Consider the following 24,222-nt stretch of genomic DNA (forward strand, 5'->3'; position numbering starts at 1 on the left):
AAGTGCGCAGATGAGTAGTAACGCGTTGTTCACATGCTCACTCGCGCAGGGCATCCCGACGCCGCCCACGGCGGTGCTGCCCGGCTCGCAGCGCGCGATCATGCGGCACGCCGGGAGGGGATTCCTCGATCGTCGCACGGCGGGGTGAACAGCAGGGGTGCTCACTCGCGCGCCGAGGTGAACCCCGGCACCTTCGGCCCGCATGACGACGGCCCGGCACCTCCGTGAGGAGGGCCGGGCCGTCGATCGGTCGGATCGCTAGAGCGCCGCGAGCTCGTCGAGCAGCGCGTCGCCGACGCGCACCTCGTCGGTGGTGGCCGTGATCTCGGCGCGGGCGAGCAGCTCCTCGAAGCGGCGGCGGCGCGGCTTGGTGATCAGGGTGACCACGGTGCCGACCTTGCCGGCGCGGCCGGTGCGGCCCGAGCGGTGCAGGTAGGTCTTGTACTCGTCGGGGGCGTCGGCCTGCACGACCAGCGAGATGTCGTCGACGTGGATGCCCCGCGCCGCCACGTCGGTGGCGACGAGCACGCTCGCCCGACCGCTCGTGAGCTTGTCGAGGTTGCGCTGGCGGTTGCGCTGGTTGAGGTCGCCGTGCAGGCTCGTCGCCGCGATGCCCGCGTCGTCGAGCTGCTCGGCGAGCTCCTCGGCGAAGGCGCGCGTGCGGGCGAAGACGAGGGTCTTGCCGGCGCCGCCCGCGAGCTGCTCGATGATGGCCCGCTTGTCGCGCTGCTCGACGAGCAGGATGCGGTGGTCGATCGTCGAGGAGTCCTGATCCTCGCCGGCGACCTCGTAGACGGCCGGGTCGCGCAGGAACTCGGTGACGAGGTTCGCGACGCCCGAGTCGAGGGTCGCCGAGAACAGCAGGCGCTGCCCGCCGCGGCGGGTCTCGCGGATGATGCGCTGCACCGGCTCGAGGAACCCGAGCTCGCACATGTGGTCGGCCTCGTCGAGCACGACGATCTCGATCGCGCTGAGGTCGAGGCGACCCTGCTCGATGAGGTCCTCGATGCGACCGGGGGTGCCGATGATGATGTCGACGCCGCGCTGCAGCGCGCCCACCTGGCGGCCCTGGGGCACGCCGCCGTAGATCTGCGTCGTGAAGAGGCCGACGCTGCGGGCGATCGGCTGGATGGTGCCGTCGATCTGCAGGGCGAGCTCGCGGGTCGGGGCGAGGATGAGCGCGCGGGGCTTGCGGCCCATCTCGCGCTTCTTGCCGCCGCCGTTCTCCATGAGCCGCTCGACCAGGGGCGCGCCGAAGGCGATCGTCTTGCCGGAGCCGGTGCGGCCGCGACCGAGGACGTCGCGGCCGGCGAGCACGTCGGGGATCGTCGCCGCCTGGATCGGGAACGGCGAGCTCGCGCCGAGCTCGGCGAGCGTGCGCACGATGTTGCCGCCGAGGCCCAGATCGGCGAAGCTCACGCCCTCGACATCGGTCGCCTGCACGGCGTCGGCCTCGAGGCGCTCGAGCACGACGTCGTCCTGCGGGCTCGAGCTCGTGGCGCGCGTCGGGTAGAAGTCGGAGTCGCGGCGGGGCGCGCGGTCCTCGCGGTCGAAGGACCGGGTCGGGCGCTCGCTGCGGTCGAACGAGCGGGCGGGGCGCTCGCTGCGGTCGTCCCGACGGGGCGCGCGCTCGTCGCGGTCGAAGGACCGGGCCGGACGCTCGGTGCGGTCGAACGAGCGGGGCGCGCGGTCGTTCCGGTCGAACGCGCGGGGCGCCCGGTCGTCACGGTCGAACGAACGGGCCGGACGCTCGGTGCGGGCGGGGCGCTCGCTGCGGTCATCACGACGCGGCGCACGGTCGTTCCGGTCGAACGAGCGGGGTGCCCGCTCGTCGCGGTCGAACGAGCGGGGCGCGCGCTCGGCGGCGCGGTCGTAGCCGCGGGCCGGGCGGTCGTCGGTGCGCGGGCGCCACTCGGGGCGGTGGGCGGTGCGGCCGGTGCCGGTGCGCTCCACGCTCACGTCGCGAGCGGGGCGGCCCGAGCGGGCGCCGGCACCGCGGCCGGCGGCGCCGGACCGTGCGGCGTAGGGGCGGGCGTCGCCGCGGGCGGGACGGGCATCCCGATCGGCGGAGCGCTGCGGGCGCTCGTCGCGACCGCCGCGACGGTCGTCGCGCTCGTCGCGGTCGAACCGGCCGGGGGCCTCGCCGCGACCGCGGTCGGCGGCGTGCCCGCGCTCGACGCGCTCGTCGCGCGACCAACGGGCCTTCTTCTCGGGGGCGCCGGCCTCCTCGGGCCGGTGGCCGCGGTGCTTGGGGCTGCGCGAACCGACGGGCGCGGAGGAGCGGGCGGGGGTGCGGCCGCGCACGGGGCGGCCCTTGTCGTTCTGGGGCATGGTGAAGCCTTTACGGGTGGTGCAAGAAGTACCGTCGACGCACGCGCGTCGCTAACCCGGGCAGTCGTCGACCGGGGCCGTCACATCCTGATGATGGATTCTCGCCGCCAGACGGCGGGGAATTCGGCCCTCGAGACGCACACAGTGAAGCGCGGAGTGTTCCGCAGTCGTCTCTAGCCGACTCTCCAGGGTACCCGACGGGCCGTCGATGCGACAGTCCCGCCACCGGCACCCCCCTCTCGGGGCGGTCGGCGGCACCCCGATTCCCGCTTACGCTTATCGGCACCGTGACCCGCACCGCCCCCTCCCGCCGCTCCGTCGCCTGCGCCGCCCTCGCCGCGACGGCCGTGGTCGCGCTCGGCATCGGGATGCTCACCGCCTGCTCCCCGTCGGCCGACGATCGACGCGACCAGACCATCGCCGCGGCCTCCTCCGAGAGCGCCACCTTCACCCTCTCGGCTCCTGCCGACGTGCTCGTGTCGGAGGACGTGCCCACCGCGATCGTGGCCGGCGCCGGCATGCCCGTCGACGTCTGCCGTGCTGAGGGCGCGACCGAGCTGCGCCCCGCCGTGCTCGCCGTGCACGGCGGCAGCTGGGCGCGCGGCGACAAGGCGCACCCGCACTGGCGCACGATCTGCTCCTGGCTCGCCGGCGAGGGCTTCGTGGGGGTGTCGGTCAACTACCGGCTCGCGCCCGAGCATCCCTTCCCGGCCGGAGCCGACGACGTCGCCGCTGCCGTCGCCTGGGCGCAGAGCCCGGCGGCCGAGGCGTACGGCATCGATCCCGACCGCACCGCCCTGCTGGGCGGCAGCGCCGGCGGCAACCTCTCCGCCCTCGTGGCCCTCGAGGCCGCGGCCGGAGAGGGGCGCACCGGCGCCGAGCCGGTCGACGCGGTCGTCACCCTCTCGTCGCCGCTCGATCTGACCGTCGGCGCGGTCACGAGCCCGACCTTCGAGCAGTCGATGCTCGACTACCTCGACTGCGCGGCGCGCGACTGCGAGCGCGCCTCCGCCGCCTCCCCGCAGACGCTCGCGGCAGAGGGCGCCCCGCCGTTCCTCGTCGTGCACGGCATGCGCGAGCAGCTCATCCCCGTGCAGCAGGCGACGGCGTTCATCGGCGCCCTCGCCGGCGCGGGCGCTCCCCCCGAGCGCGAGCTCATCGACTCGGAGGCCCACTCGATCGGGCTACTCGACGACCGCCTCGCCGCGCGCGTCGCCGACTGGCTGCGCGGGATGCTCGTGCCGGCGCCCGCCGTCGAAGCGCTCGACGAGGCACCCCTCGCGGTCGAGTCGCCCGACGGCGGCGACGTCGTCGAGGCCCCCGTCGGCTGACGGAGCGGCTCCTCCCCCGCGCGCTCGGCACGCCTGCTCTCCCGAGCCCCGCGGCGTGCACCGGACGCTTATGTGAGCCTTGCTACGGTCTTCGCATGATCGAGCGCATCGGCCCGCTGCAGTTGTCCGGCGCGCACGGGTTGGCCTTCGGCGACCCCGCGGCGATGCACGTGCAGATCGCGCGGGAGGAGCTGCTCTGGTGCGAACCCGGTCAGGAGCACGACGCCCTCGAATGGGATGACATCGCTCGGATCGAGTGGGTCGTGCCGACCAGCAGGATCGGCCCGGTACCGCTCATCGACCCCGTGGCGACGATGGCCGTCGGGGCGCTGGGGGTCGTCGGGCTCGACACCATCGACCCGCGCACCCTCATGGTGCGCATCACCACGACCTCGGGCGACGAGGTCGAGTGGCGCGTCACGCCCCACCACCTCATCGGCTACTCATCGCGCGACGTGCGCGTGGTCGCGCCGTTCCTCGAGCAGCTGCGCGGCAGCCCCGCCCTGCGGGCGCAGCTCGCGACCGACCCGCGCGCGACGCTCGCCGAGCTGCGTCGCCGCCGCGGGTGACCCCCGCGGGCGACTAGGCCGTCGCGCGCTCGCTCTCCGGATCCGGTGCCGACTCGGCCGCGGCCCGGCGGTCCTCGCGCCGCTCCTTCGCTCCCTCGACCAGGTAGTACAGGGCCGGCAGCACGACGAGCGTCAGCAGGGTGGAGGAGATGAGCCCGCCTATGACGACGATCGCGAGCGGCTGCGAGATGAACCCGCCGCTCCCAGTGATGCCGAGGCCCAACGGGGTGAGCGCGAAGATCGTCGCCGCCGCCGTCATGAGGATGGGGCGCAGTCGTCGCGAGGAGCCCTCGAGCAGCGCGGGGCCGACCTTGAGCCCCTTCTCGCGGAACTGGTTCACCAGATCGACGAGAACGATCGCGTTGGTCACGACGATGCCGATGAGCATGAGCACGCCGATGAGCGAGGGCACGCCGAGGGGGATGCCCGCGATGAGCTGCAGCGCGATCGCCCCCGTCGCGGCGAAGGGGATGGAGACGAGCAGCAGCAGCGGCTGACGCAGGCTCTTGAACGTCGCCACCATGACGACGTAGACGATGAGGATCGCCGCGAGGAGCGCGAGGCCGAGCTGGCTGAACGCGTCGCCCTGCTGCGCGGTGACGCCGCCGAGGGTCGCGGTCGCGCTGTCGGGCAGCTCGACCTCGTCGACCGCCTCCTGGATGACGGTGGACGCGGTTCCCACGTCGGCCGTCGAGGGGGTGATCGAGACCGTCGCGCTGCGCACGCCGCGGATGGTCGTGATGTTGGCCGGGCCGTCGACCTCCTCGACGGTCGCGAGGTCGCTGAGCGGCAGGGGCCCCTGCGCGGTGGGGATGCTGAACGCGCGCAGCTCCTCGACCGTCGTCGGCGCATCCGTGTTCGGCAGGTAGATGGCGAGGGTGCGCTCGTCGATGACGACCTCGCCCACGCTCGCGGGGAACATCGCCTCGGAGACGATGCCGCCGACGGCGATCTCGCTGAGGCCGAGCTCGGCGGCCCGCTCGCGATCGACCTCGACGGCGAGGTAGGGCTGGGTGTCGGAGAGGTTGCTCGTGGCCTCGGCCGTGATGTCGAGGGCGCGCACCGCCTCGAGCACGCGGTCGCTCGCCTCGTTCAGGTCGGCCTGGCTCGCCGCGGTGATGTCGACGTCGATGGAGGAGGAGGCGAAGCCGCTGTCGGCGCTCGACACCGAGATCTCGCCGACGCCCTCGAGCGGCTCGATCGCGTCGCGCACGTCGGCCTGGATCCGCTCCTGATCGGCGTCCTCATCGGTCGTGATCGAGAACGTGACGTCACCGCCGCCGCCGAAGAGCGAGAGCAGCGATCCGCCGCCCGAGCCGATCGACACCTGCACGGTCTCGAGGCCGTCGACCTCGTCGAGCGCCTCCTCGACCTGCGAGGCCGCCTCATCGAGCGCGTCGAGGCTCGCGCCGTTGTCGAGCGACTGGGTGACGGTGAGGGTGTTCTGGCCGGAGTTGCCGATGAAGTTGGTCTGCAGGCCGGTGGCGAGCGCCCCGGTGCCGCCGAGCACGAGCAGGGCGAGCAGCAGGGTCGCGACGGGCTTGCGCAGCGTCCAGCGGATGACGGGCAGGTAGGCGCGCTGCAGGCGGCCGGGGTTCGCCGACTCCTCCTCGAAGGTCATGGCGGAGTGGCTGCCGGCCTTGGGCGGCCGCAGGAACCAGTACGACAGCACCGGCACGATCGTGAGCGAGACGAAGAGCGAGGCGCCGAGCGCGATCGCCGTCGTCAGGGCGAAGGGCCGGAACAGCTCGCCCGTGATGTCGCCGACGAGCGCGAGCGGCAGGAACACGGCGATGGTCGTGACGGTCGAGGCGGTGATCGCCGCAGCGACCTCCTTCACGCCGACGGTGATGGCCTGCAGCTTCTCCTCGCCGAGGGCGAGGTGCCGCTTGATGTTCTCCACGACGACGATCGAGTCGTCGACGACGCGGCCGATCGCGATCGTGATGGCACCGAGCGTGAGGATGTTGAGGGTGTAGCCCGAGACCTGCATGCCGATGAAGGTGAGCAGCACCGAGGTCGGGATGGAGATGGCGGTGACGAGCGTGGAGCGCACCGACAGCAGGAACACCAGGATGACGATGACGGCGAAGACGAGGCCGAGCGTGCCCTCGGTCGCGAGGGCCTCGATGGAGCTCTCGATGAAGGGCGCCTGGTCGAAGACGATGTCGAAGGTCGTTCCCGACCCGATGGCGGCCGCGATCCGGGGCAGGGCCTCCTGCACGAGGCGCGACACCTCGACCGTGTTGCCGTCGGGGGTCTTGGTGACGGCGAGCGTCAGAGCGGGCTCCCCGTTGACGCGAGAGAGACTGTCGACCGGGTCGCTCACGATGGCCACGGCGGCGAGATCGCCGATCGTGGTCAGCGGGTCGCCGCCCTGCGCACCGACGATCGGCAGGGCCGCGAGCTCCTCGGGCGTCGTGATCTGCACGCCCGTGAGCACGGCGAGCGACTGCTCGCCCTCGGTGATGGTGCCGGCGGGCAGCAGCACGCCGTTCGCATCGAGGGTGTCGGTGATGTCGGCCGTGGTGAGGCCGCGCTCCGCGAGCAGCGCGCGGTCGGCGGTGATGGTGACGCGATCGCCCACGGCGCCCGAGACGCTCGCCTCGCGCACGCCGTCGAGCTCGGTGAGCTCGGGCACGGCCTGGTTCTCGAGGGCTTCGGCGAGCTCGCCCTGATCGAGGCGGCTCGTCACGCCGATCTGGATGACCGGCAGGTCGTCGATCGAGCCGGTGAGCACCTGCACGTCGGCCGCCTCGGGCAGGTCGAGGCGGTTGACCGCCAGCTGAACGCGCTGCTCGGCGCGGGCAAGGTCGGTGCCGAACTCGAAGCTCGCCGAGACGATTGAGAAGCCCGTGCTCGAGGTGGCGTTCGTGGCGTCGAGATCGGGCACGGCCTGCAGCGCCGTCTCGATCGGGGTGGAGACGTCGCCCTCGACCACCTCGGGCGCCGCGCCGCCGTACTGCGTGAGCACGATCACCTGCGGGAAGCTCACCGAGGGGATGAGCTCCTGCTTGAGGCTCGTCAGGGCGAGGCCGCCGAAGATGCCGACCACGATCGTGACGAGCGCGATGAGCGCCCGGTTGCGGAGGCTGAAGACCGAGAGGAGATGCACGAGAGGGGACTCCGGACGAGAGGCGTGATGACGATGGGAGCCCACGGTGCGGGCGGGGGACGAACGCTGGTCAGCATCCCAGCGTTTGCTGGACATTGCCAAAGGAGGCACTCGGTGCCGACCGCGAAACCGACCGATCGGTCAGGCCGCCTCCAGCAGTCTCGCCGCACGCGATCGAGGCACGGGATGCCCGCCCTCAGACCACCGTCTCGAGCAGCTCCCCGCCCGCGGCCGGCGGCGCGGGCTGCTCGCCGAGCCCCGTCCAGGCGCGCTGCAGCGCATCGAGCGCCCGGAGGGACTCCTCCTCCGGCCGGCAGAACGGGATGCGCACGAACCGCTCGAAGGCGCCGTCGATTCCGAAGCGCGGCCCGGCCCCGATGAGCACGCCCTCGGCGCGGGCGGCGAGCGCGAGGCGGCTCGCGACAGGGGCGCCGATCCCGACCCAGAACGTGAGGCCCCCGCCGACCTCGGGCACGCTCCAGCTCGGGAACCGGCGGGCGAGCTCGCGGGCCATGAGGGCGTGGCCGGCGACGAGCTGCGCGCGCCGGGCATCCAGCACCCGGTCGTAGCGGTCGAGCAGGCGCAGCAGCACGAGCTGCTCGAGCGTCGGGGAGCCGAGGTCGCCGGCGGAGCGCGCGACGGCGAGGCGGGTGATGAGGGCGCGGTCGGCGCGGATCCAGCCGAGGCGGATGCCGCCCCATATGCTCTTGCCGACCGAGCCGAGGGTGACGACGCCCGGCCCGAACGCCGCCATGGGCGTGGCGGTCGAGCCCTCGAAGCCGAGGTCGGCCATGGTCTCGTCGACGACGAGCACGGTGCCGTGCGCCTCGGCGAGCGCCGCGACGCGGGCGCGCTGCTCATCGAGCATGACCCGCGTCGTCGGGTTGTGGAAGTCGGGCATGAGGTAGGCGAGCGCGGGCGAGCTGCGGGCGAAGACGCGGGCGAGCGCCTCGTCGTCCCAGCCCTCGTCGGTCGTGACGGGAACGGTCACGAGACGTCCGCCGGCGCCGCGCAGCGCCTCGATGGCGTGCGGATAGGTGGGCGATTCGATGAGCACGCGGTCGCCGCGGGCGATGAGGGTGCGGGCGACGAGCGCGAGCGCGTGCTGCGCGCCGAGGGTGATCATGATCTCGTCGGGCCCGGTCGGCACGCCCGCGCGCGTGCAGCGCTCGGCGATCGCGGCGCGCAGCTCGGGCAGGCCGAGCAGGTCGAACCCGGGAGCCTCGAGGTAGCGGGGCAGCAGTTCGGCCGCCTCACGGGCGGCCTCGGCGATGAGCGGCACGGCGGGCAGGCTCGCGGACGAGAAATCGATGAGGCCGGTGCCCGGCGCCCCGATCATGGGCGGCGCGTCGCCCGGCGGCAGCTGCACGACCGAGCCCGAGCCGCGCACGCTGCGCAGGTAGCCGAGATCGCGCAGGCGGGCGTAGGCGCCGGCGACGGTCGTGCGGCTGAGGCCCTCATGGGCGGCGAGCGCCCGCTCGGCGGGCAGCCGCACGCCCAGCGCGATGCGGCCGTCGAGCACGAGCAGCCGGATGCGATCGGCGAGCACCTCGTACAGCGGCCGCGGTACGGCGGCGGTCGCATCGGCGCGCCACTCGCCGAGAAGCATGGCCAATCCGCGGGAGGTGAGGGCGCTCATGCGGCCACTGTACGTGGATTGGCCTCTTGATCACAGGCCAATTCGTCGATTCACTGGGGTCATGTCCTCCCCCGAGCCCCGTGCGCCGCGGTACCTCGTGCGCCGCTGGGGCCAGCTCCTGCTCGGCCTGCTGCTCTACGGCATCGCGATCTCGCTCATGATCCGCGCCGACATCGGGCTCGACCCGTGGACGGTCTTCGCGCAGGGCGTCGCCCGGCAGTCGGGCTGGAGCATCGGCATCGTGACGATCGTGGTCGGCGCGATCGTGCTGCTGCTGTGGATCCCGCTGAAGCAGCGGCCGGGCATCGGCACCGTGCTCAACGTGCTGCTCGTGGGGCTCGCCCTCGACCTCGGTCTGGCGTTCGTGCGCACGCCCGAGGAGCTGTGGGCGCGCATCCTGCTGTTCGCCGGCGGCCTCGCCCTGCTCGCCCTCGCGACCGGCCTCTACCTCGGTGCGCGTTTTGGCCCGGGCCCGCGCGACGGTCTCATGACGGGCGCGCACGCCCGCTTCGGCTGGGCCATCTGGAAGGTGCGCACCGGCGTCGAGGTGACCGTGCTGGCCATCGGGTGGATGCTCGGCGGCACGGTCGGCGTCGGCACCGTGGCCTTCGCGCTGCTCATCGGGCCGATGGTGCACTGGACGGTGCCGCGCCTGCGGGTGCCGGCCGCCGGAGACCCGCCGCGCCCCGCGCGACGGCGGTCGGCCCGCGCGCAGGCCGCTCCGGCGTAGCCGGCCCCGGCCCCGGCCCCGGCCCCTGCCTCAGTCGGCCAGGTTCGCCTCGGCCCACACCCGCATCGCATCGCGCACGAAGGCCGCGCCCTCGACGCCGCCGTAGTGCCGCGCGAACCGCTCGTCGGCGACGTACATCTCGCCGAGCCCGGTGAAGGCCTCGCGGCTCGGAGCGGTGCCGCCCCAGCCGGTGCGCACCATCGCGTACTGCCGCGCGGCGAGCTCCTGCACCGGCGCCGCCTCGGGGGCGTCGCCCCGCGCGAGCGCCGCCGCGAAGCCCTCCTGCAGCACCTGCTGCTCGGCGGCCAGCGCCGCCCGGCCCTGCTCGTCGAGCGAGCGGTACCAGCGGTCGCTCGCGGCGTGGGCCTCGGCGCCCCAGCGCTCGACCACCTCCTCCTCGTACTGCGTGTGATCGAATCCGTCGAACATCGTCTCCGCCATGAGCGGCTCCTTCCTCTCCATCGTCGCGAGCGTCGTCTCGACGCTCCTGATCCGTCGCTCCAGCCGATCGCGCTCCTCGCGCAGCACCGCCGCGTGCACGCGCAGCGCGGCGGCGTCGTCGGTCTGGCCGGCGAGCACCTCGGCGATCGCGGGCAGCCCGAGCCCGAGCTCGCGCAGCAGCAGGATGCGCTGCAGTCGTGTGAGCGCGCGCTCGTCGTAGTAGCGGTACCCGTTCGCGCCGATGCGGCTGGGCGGCAGCAGGGCGATGTCGTCGTAGTGGCGCAGGGCGCGCGAGGTCGTGCCCGTGAGGCGGGCGATCTGCTGGATGCTCCACTCCATGTCGTCGACGGTAGAGGTTGACGCAGCGTCAAGGTCAAGCGGGTCGACGAATCCGGGGGCCTTCTGCCCCTTGCACGATGCTCACTCACGATATATCGTGATGCTCGCCACTCGCGATATATCGCGAGTCGGGCATCCACTCTCGAAGGGAACGGCAGCATGGCGCAGGAGACCTGGATCGTCGCGGAGCCGACGGTCATCGAGCTCGAGCGGATCGCCTCGCTCAAGGTGAGCCTCATCGCGGGGCAGATCGACATCGTCGCCCACGACGAGCCCGGTGCCCGCGTCGAGGTGCACTCGGTCAGCGGCCGCGACCTCAAGATCGCCGTCGAGGGCGACCGGCTGATCATCGACCACCCGCAGATGCGGTGGGAGAACTTCATCGAGACGTTCCGGCTGTTCCGGGGCAAGGCGCGCGCCGAGGTCAGCGTGCTCGTGCCGCGCTCGGTCGCCCTGAGCTTCGGCGTCGTGAGCGCGAGCGCGCTCATCAGCGGGCTGCACTCCGACGCGACGGTCAGCACCGTGAGCGGGCCCGTCGTCATCGACGGGATGGTCGGCGAGCTGCAGCTCAACACCGTGAGCGGCGAGATGGACGTGCGCGGGCATCACGGCGAGGTGCGCGCCCACACCGTGAGCGGCGACATCACCGTGAGCGGCGAGGTGTTCCGCTTCGACGGCGACGGCGTCTCGGGCGACGTGTTCCTCGACCTGCACGGCGCCCCCGACCGCATCGAGACGCAGACCGTCAGCGGCGACGTGACCCTGCGGCTCGACGCCGACGTGCCCGCCCAGTACACGATCTCGACCCTCACCGGCCGGCTGCAGCTCGACGACGCCCGCATCACGGGCGTGCGCGGCTCGTACAACGGCCGCTACGGCGCGCTCGCCGGGGCCTTCACCGAGGTGCGCTCGAGCAGCGTCTCGGGCGACGTGTCGGTGGTGCACGCGGCGCGGGAGGCGGCGTCGGGCGGCTCCGCCCCGAGCGGATCCGAGGCCTCGGCGTGAGCCCGGCGGTCTTCGGGCACGGGCACCTGCGGCTCTACCTGCTGCACGTGCTGGCCGAGCGCCCGATGCACGGCTACGAGATCATCCAGGCGCTCAGCGACCGCTTCGGCGGCACGTACACGCCCTCGGCGGGCACCATCTACCCGCGGCTGTCGAAGCTCGAGGAGGAGGGGCTCGTCACGAAGCAGAGCGACGGGCGCAAGACCGTCTACTCGATCACCGAGGCCGGCCGGCGGGAGCTCGCCGACCGGCAGGACGAGCTCGAGGGCATCGAGGACGGCATCGGCGACTCGGTGCGCCGGCTCGCCGACGAGGTGCGCAGCTCGGTCGGCGCGGCCATGAAGGAGCTGCGGGCCGAGCTCGCGGCGGCCGCGCGCGAGGCGCGCGACGAGGCGCGGGCGAGCGGGCGGGATGCGCGGGACTCCGCGCGGTCGGCCGCCGGTGCGGCGCGGGATGCCCAGCCGGGCCCGGGCGCCGCTGCGAGCACCGGCGGGGCGTGGGCGATGGGCCCCGGCTCCTCGACGGGCACGAGCGCCGACGGCGAGCCCGCGGGGGCCGGAGCCTCCGAGGGCGCGAGCGCGGCATCCGCCCCGCGCGCCCCGCGCGTCGAGCGCGACCTCGCCTTCGAGCGCGCCCAGCGGGCCGATGCGGCGCTCACGCGGTTCCGGCACGAGCTGCGCGCCGAGCTGCGCACGGCCGCCGCGCGCGGCGCCCTGCCCGAGGTCGCCGCCGAGCACCTCGAGCAGGGTCTCGATCGCCTGCGCGCCGAGGTGCGGGGGCTGCTCGGCTAAGCCGCGCGGCCTCGCTAGGGTGAGGCCGTGATCGCCGCCGCCCCCGTCGACCCGCGCGCGGGAGCGGCAGCCGGGGCGCCCCGTGGCGCGTCGGCGGGCTCGCCGCGGGTTCTGCTCGCCGTCGTCGCGGGCGGGATGCTCGGCACGAGCCTGCGCCTCGCCCTCGACACGGCGCTGCCGAACGCCCCCACGGGTCTCGCGGCGAGCACCCTGCTGGTGAACGTCGTCGGCAGCCTCTCGCTCGGGGTCGTGGCGGGCGCGCTGCCCGCGCGGGCTCCCCGCTGGCTGCGCGCCGGCCTGACGGCCGGACTGCTCGGCTCGTTCACGACCTTCTCGGCTCTCGCCGTCTCGGTGGTGCTGCTCGCCGACGCCGGCCTGGCGCTGCCCGCCGCCGCGAGCCTCGCGCTCAATCTCGCCCTGGGCCTCGGCGCGGCCGCGGGCGGGATCCTGCTCGGGCGCGCGTTCGCCGCCCCGCGGCCGGAGGCGCCGGACGAGCCCGGATCGAGCTCGGACGCAGCGCGCGCGCTGCCGGAGGCCGAGGCGTGAGCCCGCTCGTCGTGCTCGCCGTCGCCCTCGCCGGCGGTCTCGCCGCCCTCGTGCGCTACGGCGTCAATCACCTCGCCGGCGAGCGCGGCGGACTGCCCTGGGGCATCGTCGCCGTCAACGTCGCCGGCTCGTTCATCGCGGGGCTGGCCGTGGCGGTCGTCGCCGACCCCTCACTGCGGGTGATCCTGCTCGCCGGCCTCTGCGGCGGGCTCACGACCTTCTCGACCCTCGCCGTCGACTCGGCAGCGTACGCCTCGGCCGCTCGCGGGCGGCGCGCGCGGGGCATCCTGCGGGCGATCGCCAACGTGGCCGCGACCGTCGCCCTCGGCGTCGGGGCCGCCGCCGCGGGGTTCGCCCTCGGCGGCGGCTGAGCCGAGCCGGGCCGACGCGGTCGCGAGCGCAACCCCGCGCCGCGCCTAGCCCTTCTCGGCCCCCTCGGTCGTGTTCATGATGCGGCGCTGGAAGATGAAGAACAGCACCGCGACCGGGATGGTCATGAGCACGGCCGCCGCGAGCTGCAGCGGGAACTGGTTGCCCGAGCCCAACTGCCCGGAGACGAGCGAGGCGACGCCCGTCGTCAGGGTGTTCAGCTCGGGGCTCTGCCGCGAGACGATGAAGTGGCCGAGCTCGTTCCACGAGCCCTGGAAGCTCAGGATGAAGAGCGTCACGAGCGCGGGCGTCGCCATGGGCAGCACGATCGTCCAGAAGATGCGGAAGGGGCCGGCGCCGTCGATGCGCGCCGCCTCCTCGATGCTGTCGGGCAGCGAGTCGAAGAACTGCTTCATGATGAACACCCCGGCCGCCGTCGACAGCAGCGGGATGATCATGCCCCCGTAGGTGTCGTAGAGGCCGAGCTGCTGCAGGATGAGGAACCGCGGGATGAGCAGCACGACGCCCGGCACCGACAGGATCGCGATGAAGGCGACGAAGATCACCGTGCGCCCGCGGAACCGCAGCCGCGAGAGCGCGTAGCCCGCGAGCGAGTCGAAGAACACGCGCCCGAGGGTCACGACGACCGTGACGAGCATGGTGTTGCCCGCCCAGAGCGGGAAGGGCACATCGCCGAACAGCCGCTCGTAGGCCGCGAAGGTGATCGTCTCGGGCACGAGCCCGAGCGGGTTCTGCGTCGCCTCGGCGTCGGTCTTAAACGAGGCCGAGATCGAGATGATGAACGGGTAGATGTAGATGAGCGCGAGCCCGATGAGGATGAGGTAGCCCAGCAGCATGCCCGAGCGGGCGCGGCCGCCGAGCTTCTTTTTGCGCTTCATCGGCTTCGGCGGCGTCGGCGCATCGGCGGATGCGGGCACGGGTCGGTGCTCGACGGCGGTCATCGCACGCCCCCCTCGGTCGCGCGCTGCGCATCGGCGGCCGCGGTGGGCTGCGGGTCACGCCGGCGGAAGGCGCGCGGCGTGCGCTCCCGCAGGATCCACCGCTGCAGCAGCGTCAGCAGGATGATGAAGACGAACAGGATGAAGGCGATCGCCGCCCCCTGGCCCCAGGCGAGGTCGACGAAGGACGTGCGGTACGACAGGAACGCCGGGGTGTTGATGGTGCCGCCCGCCGTGCCGCCGCCGAGCACGTAGATCTGGTCGAAGACCTGCCACGAGCCGATGAGGCCGAGGGTCAGCACGGTGAAGAGCGTCGGCCGCAGCATCGGCAGGGTGACCGAGAAGAACTTGCGCACGGGGCCCGCGCCGTCCATGCGCGTCGCCTCGTCGATCTCGGCGCCGATGTTCTGCAGCCCCGCGAGGAACAGCAGCATGAAGGTGCCCGAGGTCGTGAAGATCGAGAGCATGATGAGCGAGCTCATCGCGACCGAGGGGCCGGCGAGCCACTGCCACCAGCTGACCCCGAGCGGGCCGTCGGCCGCGAGGGCGGCGGAGGGCTCGGTGACGCCGACGGTCGAGAGCAGGCCGTGGAAGATTCCGGTGGAGTCGTTGAGCCAGTTCGGGCCCTCGCCGCCGAAGAAGCCGATGACGGCGTTGATGGCGCCCGAGGCGGTGAAGAGGAACTGGAAGACGATGACGATCGCGACGGTGCTCGTCACCGAGGGGAAGTAGAAGGCCGTGCGGAAGAAGCCGCGGCCGCGCAGCATCGCGCGGTTGACCTGCACGGCGAGCAGCAGGGCGATGATCGTCTGCAGCGGCACCACGAAGAGCACGTAGTAGAGGTTGTTGCGCACGGCGGTGCCGAAGTTCTGCTGCGCGAGACCCTCGTCGGTCGTCACGGCGGCGTAGTTCTCGAGGCCCACGAAGTTCACGCGCGGGTTCAGGGGGGACTGGAAGCCGTTCCAGTCGCTGAGGCTCACCCAGAGGGCGAGCGCGATCGGCAGCACGAGGAAGACGACGGTGAGGAGCACCGCGGGGGCGACGAAGAGCACCCCCGCGCGGGCCTCGCCGCGGCGGATTCCTCCGCCGCGACGAGGCCGTGCTGCGGTCTGGGCCACAGCGTTATCCGTTGGCCGCATCGAGCGCCGACTGCAGGTTGCCCTGCAGCGCATCCAGCAGCGTCGCCGCGTCGGCCGAGCCGACCTGCTCGAGCTGGGTGTTGAAGTCGGCGAAGACCGGAGCCGCGCCCTGGAAGGCGACGGGGCTCGCGGCGTAGTCGACACCGGCGACGAAGGCGGCGTTCTCGGGGAACTGCTCGGCGTAGGCCGCCGAGCCCGACTCGGTCGAGGGGATGACCCCGAAGGCGTCGGCGAAGGCGAGCTGCTGCTCGTCGCTCGTCAGGAACTCGATGAGGTCGATCGTCGCGTCCTTGGTCTCCGAGCCGACCGGCATGCCCCAGCAGTTGCTGAAGGCGTAGGTCGACGGTCCGCCGGGGCCGGCGGGCAGCTCGGTGGAGATGAACTGGCGCTCGGGGAAGTCGTTCTCCATCGCGCCGTTGATCCACGGGCCCTCGATGACCATGGCGGCCTTGCCGAGACCGAAGGCCTCGCCGCCCCAGCCGGCCTCGAGGTCCTGCGGGAACTTGAGCGAGCCGGCTTCGATGAGCGACTGCACGTACTCGACGCCCTCGACGTTCTCGGCGGCGTCGGCGGTGGCGGTGTCGCCGTCGACGAGCGCGCCGCCCGCCTGGTTCATGAAGACGCCCAGGCGCGCGTACTCGCGGCCGAACGACAGCCCGACCTGCTCATCGGTGGTGAGGGTCTGGGCGACGGTCGCGAGCTGGTCCCAGTCGGTGGGCACGTCGGCGTCGGTGAGACCCGCGGCCTCCCACGCCTCGGTGTTGATCTGCAGGCCGAGCGTCGAGAAGTCCTTCGGGGCGCAGTAGAACTCGTCCTCGTAGGTGAACTGCTCGACGAGGGCCGGCAGGAAGTCGCCGGCGTTCGACAGCTCGCTCGCGTAGGGCTCGAGGAACCCCTGCGCCGCGTAGCTCTGGAACTGGTCCCACGGCATGTAGAAGATGTCGGGCGGGTTGTTGCCCGAGAAGCCCTGACCCAGCTGCTGCACCAGGTCGCTCGCGGCGATGACCTCGACCGTGTTGCCGGTCTCCTCGCCCCAGGCGTCGGCCGCGGCCTGCACGGCCTGCGTCTCGGCGTCGCCGGACGAGCCGATGAGCATGGTGAGCTCCTGGCCGCTGGTCTCGCCGCCGCCTTCCCCGCCCGCCGAGCAAGCCGTTAGAGTGACCGCGAGTCCGGCTGCCACGGCCGCCGCACTCCATTGTGATGTCCTCACGATGATTCCTTTCGATGTGTGATCGCCGGATGCCCTAGGCACCGGGGTTGCCGCCGAGCCGCAGGTGGCTAGACCTGCGCTCGACGAGTCGAGGCACGAGGAGCCGATGCGTCGGCTCCTCGTCGCTGTCTGGATTCGGCAGCACGTCGTCGCCGTGCGGGCCGAAGAGGAGGGCGAGCGCCGCGGCGACGACCTCGTCGAGGGGCTGCTCGATGCTCGACAGCCCAACGGCGGCCGCGACGGGCGTGTCGTCGAAGCCGACGACCGGGAGATCCGGCCGACCGGCGGCCTGCGCGGCCATGAGCGCGCCGAGCGCGAGGGAGTCGCTCGCGCAGACGATCGCGTCGGGCGGCTCGGCGAGGGCGAGCATCCCCTCGGCGCAGCGGCTGCCCTCGGGGACGCCGTCCTCGGTGATCGCGGAGTAGCGGGCGCGGTCGGCCTCGTCGAGCCCGCAGGCCTCCACCCAGCCCGCGCGGCGCTCGTCGCCGGTGCCGGAGGGCGAGGGCCAGCCGATCCAGCCGATGCGCCGGGCACCGGATGCGCGCAGGTGGGCGACGGCGTCGCGCACGCCCGAGCGGCCGTCGACGTCGATCCAGCGGTGGCGGGGGTTGGGATGCTCGGCCCCCCACGGGCGCCCGAACGAGACGAACGGCACCCGGTTGTCGATGAGCCACGAGATGCGGGAATCGCCGTGGTCGGTGCCGATGAGCACGAAGGCGTCGACGTCGCTGCCATCGCGCAGGCGCCGGATGTGCGCGAGCTCGTCGTCGTGGCCGTCGGCCGTGAAGATCATGACCCGCAGGTCGCGCGCGTCGGCCTGCTCGGCGAGCTTGTGCACGAAGCGGTCGAGCACGGCGCCGGAGATGCCGTCGCGCAGCGGGTCGAGCCGCACGCCGATGGTCGACGACTTGCGGGTGCGCAGCCGGCGGGCGGAGGCGTGGGGGCGGTAGCCGAGGTCGTCGATCGCCTGCTGCACGCGGGCCCGGGTGCCCTCGCGCACGATGTCGGGCGAGTTGAGCACGTTGGAGACGGTCTGCCGCGAGACCTGCGCGACGCGGGCGACGTCGTCGACCGTCGGCATCCTGCCCACTCGCGCCTCCTTTGGCACCGTCTGCTGCGTGAGGGGAGGCCCGGCGGGGCATCCCGTCTGATCATTTTGAACGATCAAATTATGGGGTAGTGTGACCCACCGACGACAGCGGTGTCAAGCCCGGACGGCACCGATCCTCAGCCTCGACAGGAAAACGGACGAGAATCGTGACCCACTCCCCGCAGCCCCTCCTCCACGACGCGCTCGCCGTTCTGCGCGCACCGAGCCAGCTCTGGTCGGCCGCCGACGGCACGCTCGGCGGCACCGCCGGCGGCGCCATCCATGGCCTGTACGTCAGCGACGTGCGCCTCGTGCGCGGACTGCGCGTCACCGTCGGCGGCCGCCCCGCCGAGCACATCGGCACCGGCAGCCCCGCCGCCGATCGCGCGCGCATCCAGGGCCTGCTGCGCCACCTCGACGACCCGACCCCCGACCCGGGCGTGCGGCTCGTCCTCGACCGCGCGGTCGACGCGCATGGCGCCGGCGACACCCTCACCGTGCGCAACCGCCGCGACATCGCGATCGAGACCGAGATCGTCATCGAGATCGACATCGACGCGACCGTCATGGACGTCATCAAGCAGGGCGCGGGGGATGCCCCCGCCGGCCTCGTCGCCGCGCTCGACGGCGACCGCGCCACCTGGGCGGGCGAGAACGTCACCGCCACCCTCACCGCCACCGGCCTCCGTCTCGAGCGGACGCCCGCCGGCGTCGCCCTGCGGGGCGCGCTCGTCGTGCCGGCCGGCGGCGAGGCCGCCGTCTCGTGGCGGCTCGACGCGGTCGACGCGATCGCCGCCGTGCGCGGCGCCGACTCCCCCGTGCCGTGGAGCGTGCCGAGCGTCGAGGCCGCCGACCAGCGCCTGCCGCGCTGGCTCGCGCGCTCGCTCGCCGATCTCGACGCGCTGCGCATGACGACGGCGCAGCATCCCGATCAGCAGTTCCTCGCCGCGGGGGCGCCCTGGTTCTTCACGCTGTTCGGCCGCGACTCGATCTGGGCGGCGCGGTTCCTGCTGCCGCTCGGCACCCGGCTCGCCGGCGACACCCTGCGGGTGCTCGCGGGCCTGCAGGGCACCGCGATGGTCGACGACACCGCCGAGGAGCCGGGCAAGATCATGCACGAGCTGCGGCGCCAGACGCTCGTGATCGACGACGGCACCTCCCTGCCGCCGCTCTACTACGGAACGGTCGACGCCACCGCGCTGTGGATCTGCCTGCTGCACGACGCCTGGCGCTGGGGCATGCCGGTGGACGAGCTGCGGGCGCTCCTGCCCGCCCTGCGCCGCGCGCTCGACTGGATGCGCGACCACGGCGACGCCGACGGCGACGGCCTGCTCGAGTACGTCGACCGCTCGGGTCACGGGCTCGCGAACCAGGGCTGGAAGGACTCGGGCGACAGCGTGCAGTGGCGCGACGGCACCCTCGCCGAGGGTCCGATCGCCCTGTGCGAGGTGCAGGCCTACGCCTACGAGGCGGCGATGCACGGCGCCGACCTGCTCGACGCGCTGGGCGAGCTGCCCACCGACGGCGCGCTCGCCGAGCAGTGGCGCTCGTGGGCCGGGGCGCTGCGCGAGCGGTTCCACGCGAGCTTCTGGATCGACGACGCCGAGGGCGCCTACCCCGCGATCGCGCTCGACGCGCAGAAGCGCCGGGTCGACACCGTCACCTCGAACCTCGGGCACCTGCTCGGCACGGGCATCCTCGACGCCGAGCAGTCGGCGCTCGTCGCCCGCCGGCTCGGCTCGGCGCAGCTCGACTCGGGCTACGGCCTGCGCACGATGTCGACCGAGAGCGAGGGCTACTGGCCGCTCAGCTACCACGGCGGCTCGGTCTGGACCCACGACACCGCGATCGCCGTGCTCGGCCTCGCGCGCGAGGGGCACCACGAGGTCGCCTCCTCGCTCATCGACGGCCTGCTGCGCGCCGCCGAGGGCTTCGACTACCGCATGCCCGAGCTGCACTCGGGCGATCCGGTCTCGGAGGTCGCGGCGCCGGTGCCCTACCCGGCCGCCTGCCGCCCGCAGGCCTGGTCGGCCGCATCGTCGGTGGCCGTGCTGACGGCCGTGATGGGCCTCGAGCCGGATGCCGCTGCCGGGGCCGTGGGCACCAGCCCGCTCCCCGGCTTCGGCGCCGTGAGCGCGCGCGGCCTGCGCCTCGGCGATGCCGAGGCGCGCATCGGCGCGACCGAGGCGCGGATCGGCGCGGGGGCGCACGTCTAGCTCCCCGCGCTCGGCGGGCGGGCCGGCTGGCGGGCAGGCGGGCGGGCCTGCTGGCGCGCAGGCGGGCATCCCGCCTCGACTCCCCCGTTCGGGGGACAACTCCGTCCCCCGAAATGCCGACTGTGAGAGCGCTCTCACCGACGTAGCGTCGGAGGGTGCGGCCAACGAGGGCCGCCGGAGCACCCGCCAGGAGCATCCATGAGACACACCAGGAGAGCGCCCGCGCGGCGCTCGCTCGCGGTCATCACGGCCGTCGCCGTCGCCGTTCCGCTCGGCCTCGCCGCCTCCCCGGCGAGCGCCGCCACCGTCGCGGTGCTGGCCGACTTCACCACCGCCCCCGCCACCTTCTTCAGCTACGGCAGCGCCGGCTTCGGGGTCCGCACGCTCGCGGAGAGCGAGCCCGAGGCCCGTCCCGGCCAGGTCGGCGACGAGAACGTGCTCTCCTACGGGTGGAACGTCGAGGCGGCCGGCTCCTTCGGCGGCGTCGGCGACAACTTCGCCACCGCGCGCGACTTCAGCGCCTTCGACGGACTGCGTCTGCAGGTCTCCGGCACCGGCACGGGCGCGTCGTTCCAGGTCGAGCTCTTCGACGGCGGCGCGAACTCCGACGCCTCGGAGCGCTTCGACGTCACGATCACGGACGACGTCGCCGGCTGGCGCGAGATCGAGCTGCCGTGGAGCGCCTTCACCCGGGCGACCGACTTCCAGCCGGGCGGGGCCCCGACCGACGGCGTGCTCGACCTGACCACCGTCTGGGGCTACGCGCTCCCCGCCGCGAGCGGCGCCGCCACCATCCTCGTCGACGACGTCGTCGCCTACTCCGACACCGACCTCGCCCCGACCGTCAGCCTCGCGAGCGACGCAGTCAGCGTCATCGAGGCGGGCACGGCGAGCGTCGAGGTGCGCCTCGACATCGCCCCCACCGCGCCGGTCACCGTCGAGCTCGCCACCGCCGACGGCACCGCGACCGCGGGCGAGGACTACACGGCCACCACGACGACCGTGGAGTTCGCGGCCGGCGTCACGAGCCGCACGGTGTCGATCCCGACCTCCGACGATGCGCTCGACGAGGGCAGCGAGAGCTTCACCGCGAGCCTCTCGGGCGCGACCGGGGCGGCCATCGGCGCCCCGGCATCCACCACCGTCACCATCACCGACGACGACGCCCCCGTGGTCGGCCCGCCGACCGGGCGCACCCTGCTCGTCGACGACATCGAGGCGCCGCTGACCCAGGGCGCCGACGGCGCCGTGCCGGTCGGCTGGTTCCCCGCGACCGACCCCTCGAGCAGCCTGTCGTTCGAGGCCACTACGACGCCGCCGAGCCCCGTGCCCGGCGCGGCCGACGGCAACACCGTGCTCGCCGCCGACTTCGACATCAGCGCCTTCGGCGTGGTCGTGCGCAGCTTCGCGAACGAGAGCCTCGACGAGTGGGTCACCCAGGATTGGAGCACCTACGAGGGCGTGGGCTTCTGGATGCTCGGCACGGGCTCGGGCACCGACCTGTTCCTCGACGTGCAGGACAACCGGAACCCCGGCTCGGCCGTCGACGACGCCGAGCGCTACGTCGTGAGCTTCGCCGACGACTTCGTCGGCTGGCGGTTCCTGACCTTCGACTTCAGCGAGTTCAGCCGCAAGAACATCGGCAACGGCGCGCCCGACGACGGCCTCACCCTCACCGAGGTGCACGGCTACGCCCTCGGCGCCCTGCGCACCGACGGCCCGCTGACCCTGCACTACGACGACCTGCTGCTCTACGGCCAGGCACCCGAGCGACCCCTCGAGGTCTCGTTCGACCGCGCGGCGTACGAGGTCGTCGAGGGCGTCGAGGCGCCGACCGTCGTGCGCCTCAACCGGCTCGCCGAGACCGACGTGACGGTCGACTACCGCGCCTTCTCGACGCCCGACCGCACGCGCACCGAGGATCTGCCCGCCACCGAGGGGCGCGACTTCGCGCCCGGCGAGGGCACGGTCACGATCCCGGCCGGCGAGCGCGAGGCGATCATCGCCGTGCCGACGATCGACGACGGCAAGGCCGAGGTCGACGAGACCTTCGTGGTCGAGCTCGCGAATCCGGTGGGCGCCGAGTTCGGCTTCACGCGCACCGCCGCGGTGAGCATCCAGGACGATGACACCGCCGACGCCGACGTGATCGACGACTTCGAGTACGGCGCCGGACTGCTGCGCAGCGATGCCGAGCTGTCCACCCGCGCCGCCGGCTCCGCCTACGCGGGCGCCGACAGCGGCGAGACCGTGCTCGACGTGCAGCACAAGGGCAAGACCACCGTGTCGCGGCCGATCGAGCAGGGCCAGGACTGGTCCGGTTCCGAGGGCATCAGCTTCTGGGTCGACCCGGCCAAGGGCGCCAAGAAGGTGACCGTCGGCATCGACGCGAACCCCGCCGCCGACCCCGGGCCCGAGGGCTGGGAGCTCAGCTGGGCCGACGAGTTCGAGGGCGCCGCGGGCGAGCGCGCGAACCCCGAGAACTGGACGTACGAGACCGGCGGCTGGGGCTGGGGCAACGACGAGCTGCAGTACTACACCGACTCGACCGACAACGCGGCGCTCGACGGCGAGGGCAACCTGCGCATCACGGCCCGCGAGATCGAGCCCTCGGTCGACGGCCCGCAGTGCTGGTACGGCCCGTGCACCCACACCTCGGCGCGCCTCATCACCGAGGGCAAGCAGGAGTTCCAGTACGGGCGCATCGAGACCCGCGTGTTCGTGCCCGAGGGCAGCGGCATCTGGCCCGCGGTGTGGACGCTCGGCAACGACTTCCGCGACGTCGGCTGGCCGCAGACCGGCGAGATCGACGTCATGGAGTTCGTCGGCCGCCTGCCGAACGAGATCTTCGGCACCATCCACGGCCCCGGCTACTCGGGCGGCCAGTCGTTCGGCGGCATCTACGACTTCGGCACGCCGGTGCCCGCCGACTGGCACACCTTCGAGACGGTCTGGACCGAGGACAGCATCGACTGGTACGTCGACGGCATCCAGTACCACTCGGCGAGCCCCGAGGACGTCGCGCCGAACGAATGGGTCTTCAACCACCCGTTCACCCTGCTGACGAACGTCGCCGTCGGCGGCAACTTCGGCGGGGCGCCCGGCGCCGACCTGGTGTTCCCGCAGTCGCTGCTCGTGGACTACATCCGCGTGTACCAGGCGCCCGACACGGCCGAGAAGTGGGTCGCGACGGTGCCGGTCTCCGGCGAGGGGTGGCAGCAGGTGACGGTGCCGTTCAGCGCCTTCGCACCGGCGAAGGATGCCCGCCGCGGGCCCGCGGCCGCGGGCGGGCTGGTGCCCGCCGACGTGCGCGGCTGGAGCCTGGAGCTCAAGGGCACCGGCATCACGAGCATCGACCGGGTCGCTCTCGAGGCCGAGGTCGATGCACGGCCGGGCGGCAAGGGGCACGGCGGCAACGGACCGGGAGCTGCCGGACCGGGCGGCGGCCCGGGCGGCTCCGAGGGCGAGTGGCGCGGTCGGGGGCGCGGGCTGCTCGGCTGAGGCCGGAGCGCCGTGCGCGTCACGGCTGAGTCATGAGGCGGGGCGGGCATCCGGTGGATGCTCGCCCCGCCGTCGTATCCGCCGCCGCGTCCGGCGAGCGCGCGCCGCGGACTCCGGGCCGCGGACGCCGGGCCGCGGACGGTAGGCCGAGAACGCTGCGCTGCGGACGCGGCGGTCGAGCAGCGGGGTCAGTCCCCTCCGCCGCCTCCTCCGCCGCCGTCCGAGCCGCCGCCTCCCACGCCGCCGTCGGAGCCCGAGCCGGGCCCGTCGGAGCCGGAGCCGGGCCCGTCGTCGTCGGTGACGCCGTCGCGGCCGCGCGGTCCGGTGCCGCTGGTCGGCGCCGCCCCGTCGTCGTCCCCGGCGCTCCACGAGTCGTGCCCGCCCGTGTGGCCGCCCGCCTCCTGCTGCTCGCGGCGCTTGCGCTCCTCGAGCGCGCGGCGGGTCGGGCGCAGCACGACGGTGACGAAGATGATCGCCATCACGACGAGGAGCACGACGAAAACGATCGCCGTGATCGAGACGGCGAAGGCGAAGGGATCGGCGGTCATGCCCGCCAGCCTGCCACGACCGGGGGCCGTGGCAGGTTCAGAGCAGCAGCGCGAGCAGGAAGGCTCCGTAGGCGACGAGGGCCGACCAGCCCACCGCATCCCGCAGCCGGTCGGGGGCGCGCATCGCGTGCAGCGCACCGGCGACGGCGAGCAGCAGCCAGCAGAGCGGGTGCGCCCACTCGAGCGCGAATCGTTGCACCCCGGTGGTCTCGGCCGCCTTCTCGGGCACGACGATCACCCACAGCACGGCGAGCGCGAGGGCGATCGCGGCAGCGGCGGCTCCGACGAGGCGGCGATGGCGCGCGAGGAGCGCGGCGATGCGGGATGCCCGTGGCGTCGACTCGGTGCTCATG

18 protein-coding genes and 1 pseudogene are annotated in these 24,222 nt (G+C 73.3%); 9 read left to right on the forward strand and 10 right to left on the reverse strand.

Going from position 1 to position 24,222, the window contains the following annotated elements:
* Window positions 1–258 precede the first annotated feature (258 nt).
* Entirely contained in the window at window positions 259–2,331 is a 2,073-nt protein-coding gene (locus OVN18_RS03905; protein WP_267782067.1) for a DEAD/DEAH box helicase, read from the reverse strand.
* Between the two features lie 287 nt (window positions 2,332–2,618).
* On the opposite strand from OVN18_RS03905, the gene OVN18_RS03910 reads away from it, so the two are divergent.
* Entirely contained in the window at window positions 2,619–3,662 is a 1,044-nt protein-coding gene (locus OVN18_RS03910) for an alpha/beta hydrolase (protein ID WP_267782069.1), read from the forward strand.
* A 95-nt stretch (window positions 3,663–3,757) separates the two neighbouring features.
* The gene (locus OVN18_RS03915) at window positions 3,758–4,231 is read left to right on the forward strand and encodes a hypothetical protein (protein ID WP_267782072.1); all 474 of its coding nucleotides are present in this window, start codon (window positions 3,758–3,760) and stop codon (window positions 4,229–4,231) included.
* A 13-nt stretch (window positions 4,232–4,244) separates the two neighbouring features.
* On the opposite strand, the gene OVN18_RS03920 is transcribed toward OVN18_RS03915, so the two are convergent.
* Window positions 4,245–7,346, reverse strand: a complete 3,102-nt coding sequence (locus OVN18_RS03920) for an efflux RND transporter permease subunit (protein ID WP_267782075.1) — start codon at window positions 7,344–7,346, stop codon at window positions 4,245–4,247.
* 196 nt (window positions 7,347–7,542) lie between these two features.
* Window positions 7,543–8,985 carry a MocR-like transcription factor YczR gene (gene yczR, locus OVN18_RS03925; RefSeq protein ID WP_267782078.1) on the reverse strand — a complete coding sequence of 481 codons (1,443 nt, stop codon included), beginning with the start codon at window positions 8,983–8,985 and terminating at the stop codon, window positions 7,543–7,545.
* A 61-nt stretch (window positions 8,986–9,046) separates the two neighbouring features.
* Here yczR and yczE point away from each other — a divergent pair, with 61 nt between their 5' ends.
* Window positions 9,047–9,715 (forward strand): membrane protein YczE, encoded by a 669-nt coding sequence (gene yczE / locus OVN18_RS03930; protein WP_267782080.1) that lies wholly within the window; start codon window positions 9,047–9,049, stop codon window positions 9,713–9,715.
* A gap of 30 nt (window positions 9,716–9,745) precedes the next feature.
* On the opposite strand, the gene OVN18_RS03935 is transcribed toward yczE, so the two are convergent.
* Window positions 9,746–10,495 (reverse strand): MerR family transcriptional regulator, encoded by a 750-nt coding sequence (locus tag OVN18_RS03935; protein ID WP_267782083.1) that lies wholly within the window; start codon window positions 10,493–10,495, stop codon window positions 9,746–9,748.
* Between the two features lie 159 nt (window positions 10,496–10,654).
* On the opposite strand from OVN18_RS03935, the gene OVN18_RS03940 reads away from it, so the two are divergent.
* From OVN18_RS03940 to OVN18_RS03955, 4 genes and pseudogenes are all read left to right on the forward strand, one after another.
* Complete coding sequence (locus OVN18_RS03940; protein WP_267782085.1) at window positions 10,655–11,500, forward strand: DUF4097 family beta strand repeat-containing protein; 846 nt, start codon at window positions 10,655–10,657, stop codon at window positions 11,498–11,500.
* Window positions 11,497–11,931 (forward strand): annotated as a pseudogene (locus tag OVN18_RS03945) (PadR family transcriptional regulator); the annotation flags it as partial. The gene OVN18_RS03940 and the pseudogene OVN18_RS03945, both read left to right, overlap by 4 nt.
* Window positions 11,932–12,318: 387 nt before the next feature.
* On the forward strand, window positions 12,319–12,837 hold the full coding sequence (locus tag OVN18_RS03950; protein WP_267782087.1) for a fluoride efflux transporter FluC: 519 nt from the start codon (window positions 12,319–12,321) through the stop codon (window positions 12,835–12,837).
* Window positions 12,834–13,208 carry a fluoride efflux transporter FluC gene (locus tag OVN18_RS03955; protein ID WP_267782089.1) on the forward strand — a complete coding sequence of 125 codons (375 nt, stop codon included), beginning with the start codon at window positions 12,834–12,836 and terminating at the stop codon, window positions 13,206–13,208. Before OVN18_RS03950 ends, OVN18_RS03955 begins: the two co-directional genes overlap by 4 nt.
* 45 nt (window positions 13,209–13,253) lie before the next feature.
* On the opposite strand, the gene OVN18_RS03960 is transcribed toward OVN18_RS03955, so the two are convergent.
* The 4 genes from OVN18_RS03960 to OVN18_RS03975 form a co-directional block, all read right to left on the reverse strand.
* On the reverse strand, window positions 13,254–14,168 hold the full coding sequence (locus tag OVN18_RS03960; protein WP_267782090.1) for a carbohydrate ABC transporter permease: 915 nt from the start codon (window positions 14,166–14,168) through the stop codon (window positions 13,254–13,256).
* Entirely contained in the window at window positions 14,165–15,283 is a 1,119-nt protein-coding gene (locus tag OVN18_RS03965; RefSeq protein WP_267782093.1) for a carbohydrate ABC transporter permease, read from the reverse strand. The genes OVN18_RS03960 and OVN18_RS03965 overlap by 4 nt, the downstream gene beginning before the upstream one ends.
* 4 nt (window positions 15,284–15,287) lie before the next feature.
* Complete coding sequence (locus OVN18_RS03970) at window positions 15,288–16,400, reverse strand: sugar ABC transporter substrate-binding protein (RefSeq protein WP_267782094.1); 1,113 nt, start codon at window positions 16,398–16,400, stop codon at window positions 15,288–15,290.
* A 148-nt stretch (window positions 16,401–16,548) separates the two neighbouring features.
* Window positions 16,549–17,595, reverse strand: a complete 1,047-nt coding sequence (locus OVN18_RS03975; RefSeq protein WP_267782906.1) for a LacI family DNA-binding transcriptional regulator — start codon at window positions 17,593–17,595, stop codon at window positions 16,549–16,551.
* 176 nt (window positions 17,596–17,771) lie between these two features.
* Between OVN18_RS03975 and OVN18_RS03980 the strand changes: the two genes are divergently transcribed.
* Together OVN18_RS03980 and OVN18_RS03985 are read left to right on the forward strand one after the other, a co-directional pair.
* Window positions 17,772–19,820: an MGH1-like glycoside hydrolase domain-containing protein gene (locus tag OVN18_RS03980; RefSeq protein WP_267782096.1), complete on the forward strand. Its 2,049-nt coding sequence runs from the start codon at window positions 17,772–17,774 to the stop codon at window positions 19,818–19,820.
* A gap of 198 nt (window positions 19,821–20,018) precedes the next feature.
* Window positions 20,019–23,321, forward strand: coding sequence for a carbohydrate binding domain-containing protein (locus OVN18_RS03985; protein WP_267782099.1), 3,303 nt, complete (start codon window positions 20,019–20,021; stop codon window positions 23,319–23,321).
* Window positions 23,322–23,509: 188 nt separating this feature from the next.
* On the opposite strand, the gene OVN18_RS03990 is transcribed toward OVN18_RS03985, so the two are convergent.
* Complete coding sequence (locus tag OVN18_RS03990) at window positions 23,510–23,869, reverse strand: hypothetical protein (protein WP_267782101.1); 360 nt, start codon at window positions 23,867–23,869, stop codon at window positions 23,510–23,512.
* Between the two features lie 37 nt (window positions 23,870–23,906).
* Window positions 23,907–24,221 carry a hypothetical protein gene (locus tag OVN18_RS03995; protein ID WP_267738279.1) on the reverse strand — a complete coding sequence of 105 codons (315 nt, stop codon included), beginning with the start codon at window positions 24,219–24,221 and terminating at the stop codon, window positions 23,907–23,909.
* Between the last annotated feature and the right edge of the window lies 1 nt (window position 24,222).

The sequence above is a fragment of the Microcella daejeonensis genome (assembly GCF_026625045.1).
Classification (GTDB): domain Bacteria; phylum Actinomycetota; class Actinomycetes; order Actinomycetales; family Microbacteriaceae; genus Microcella; species Microcella daejeonensis.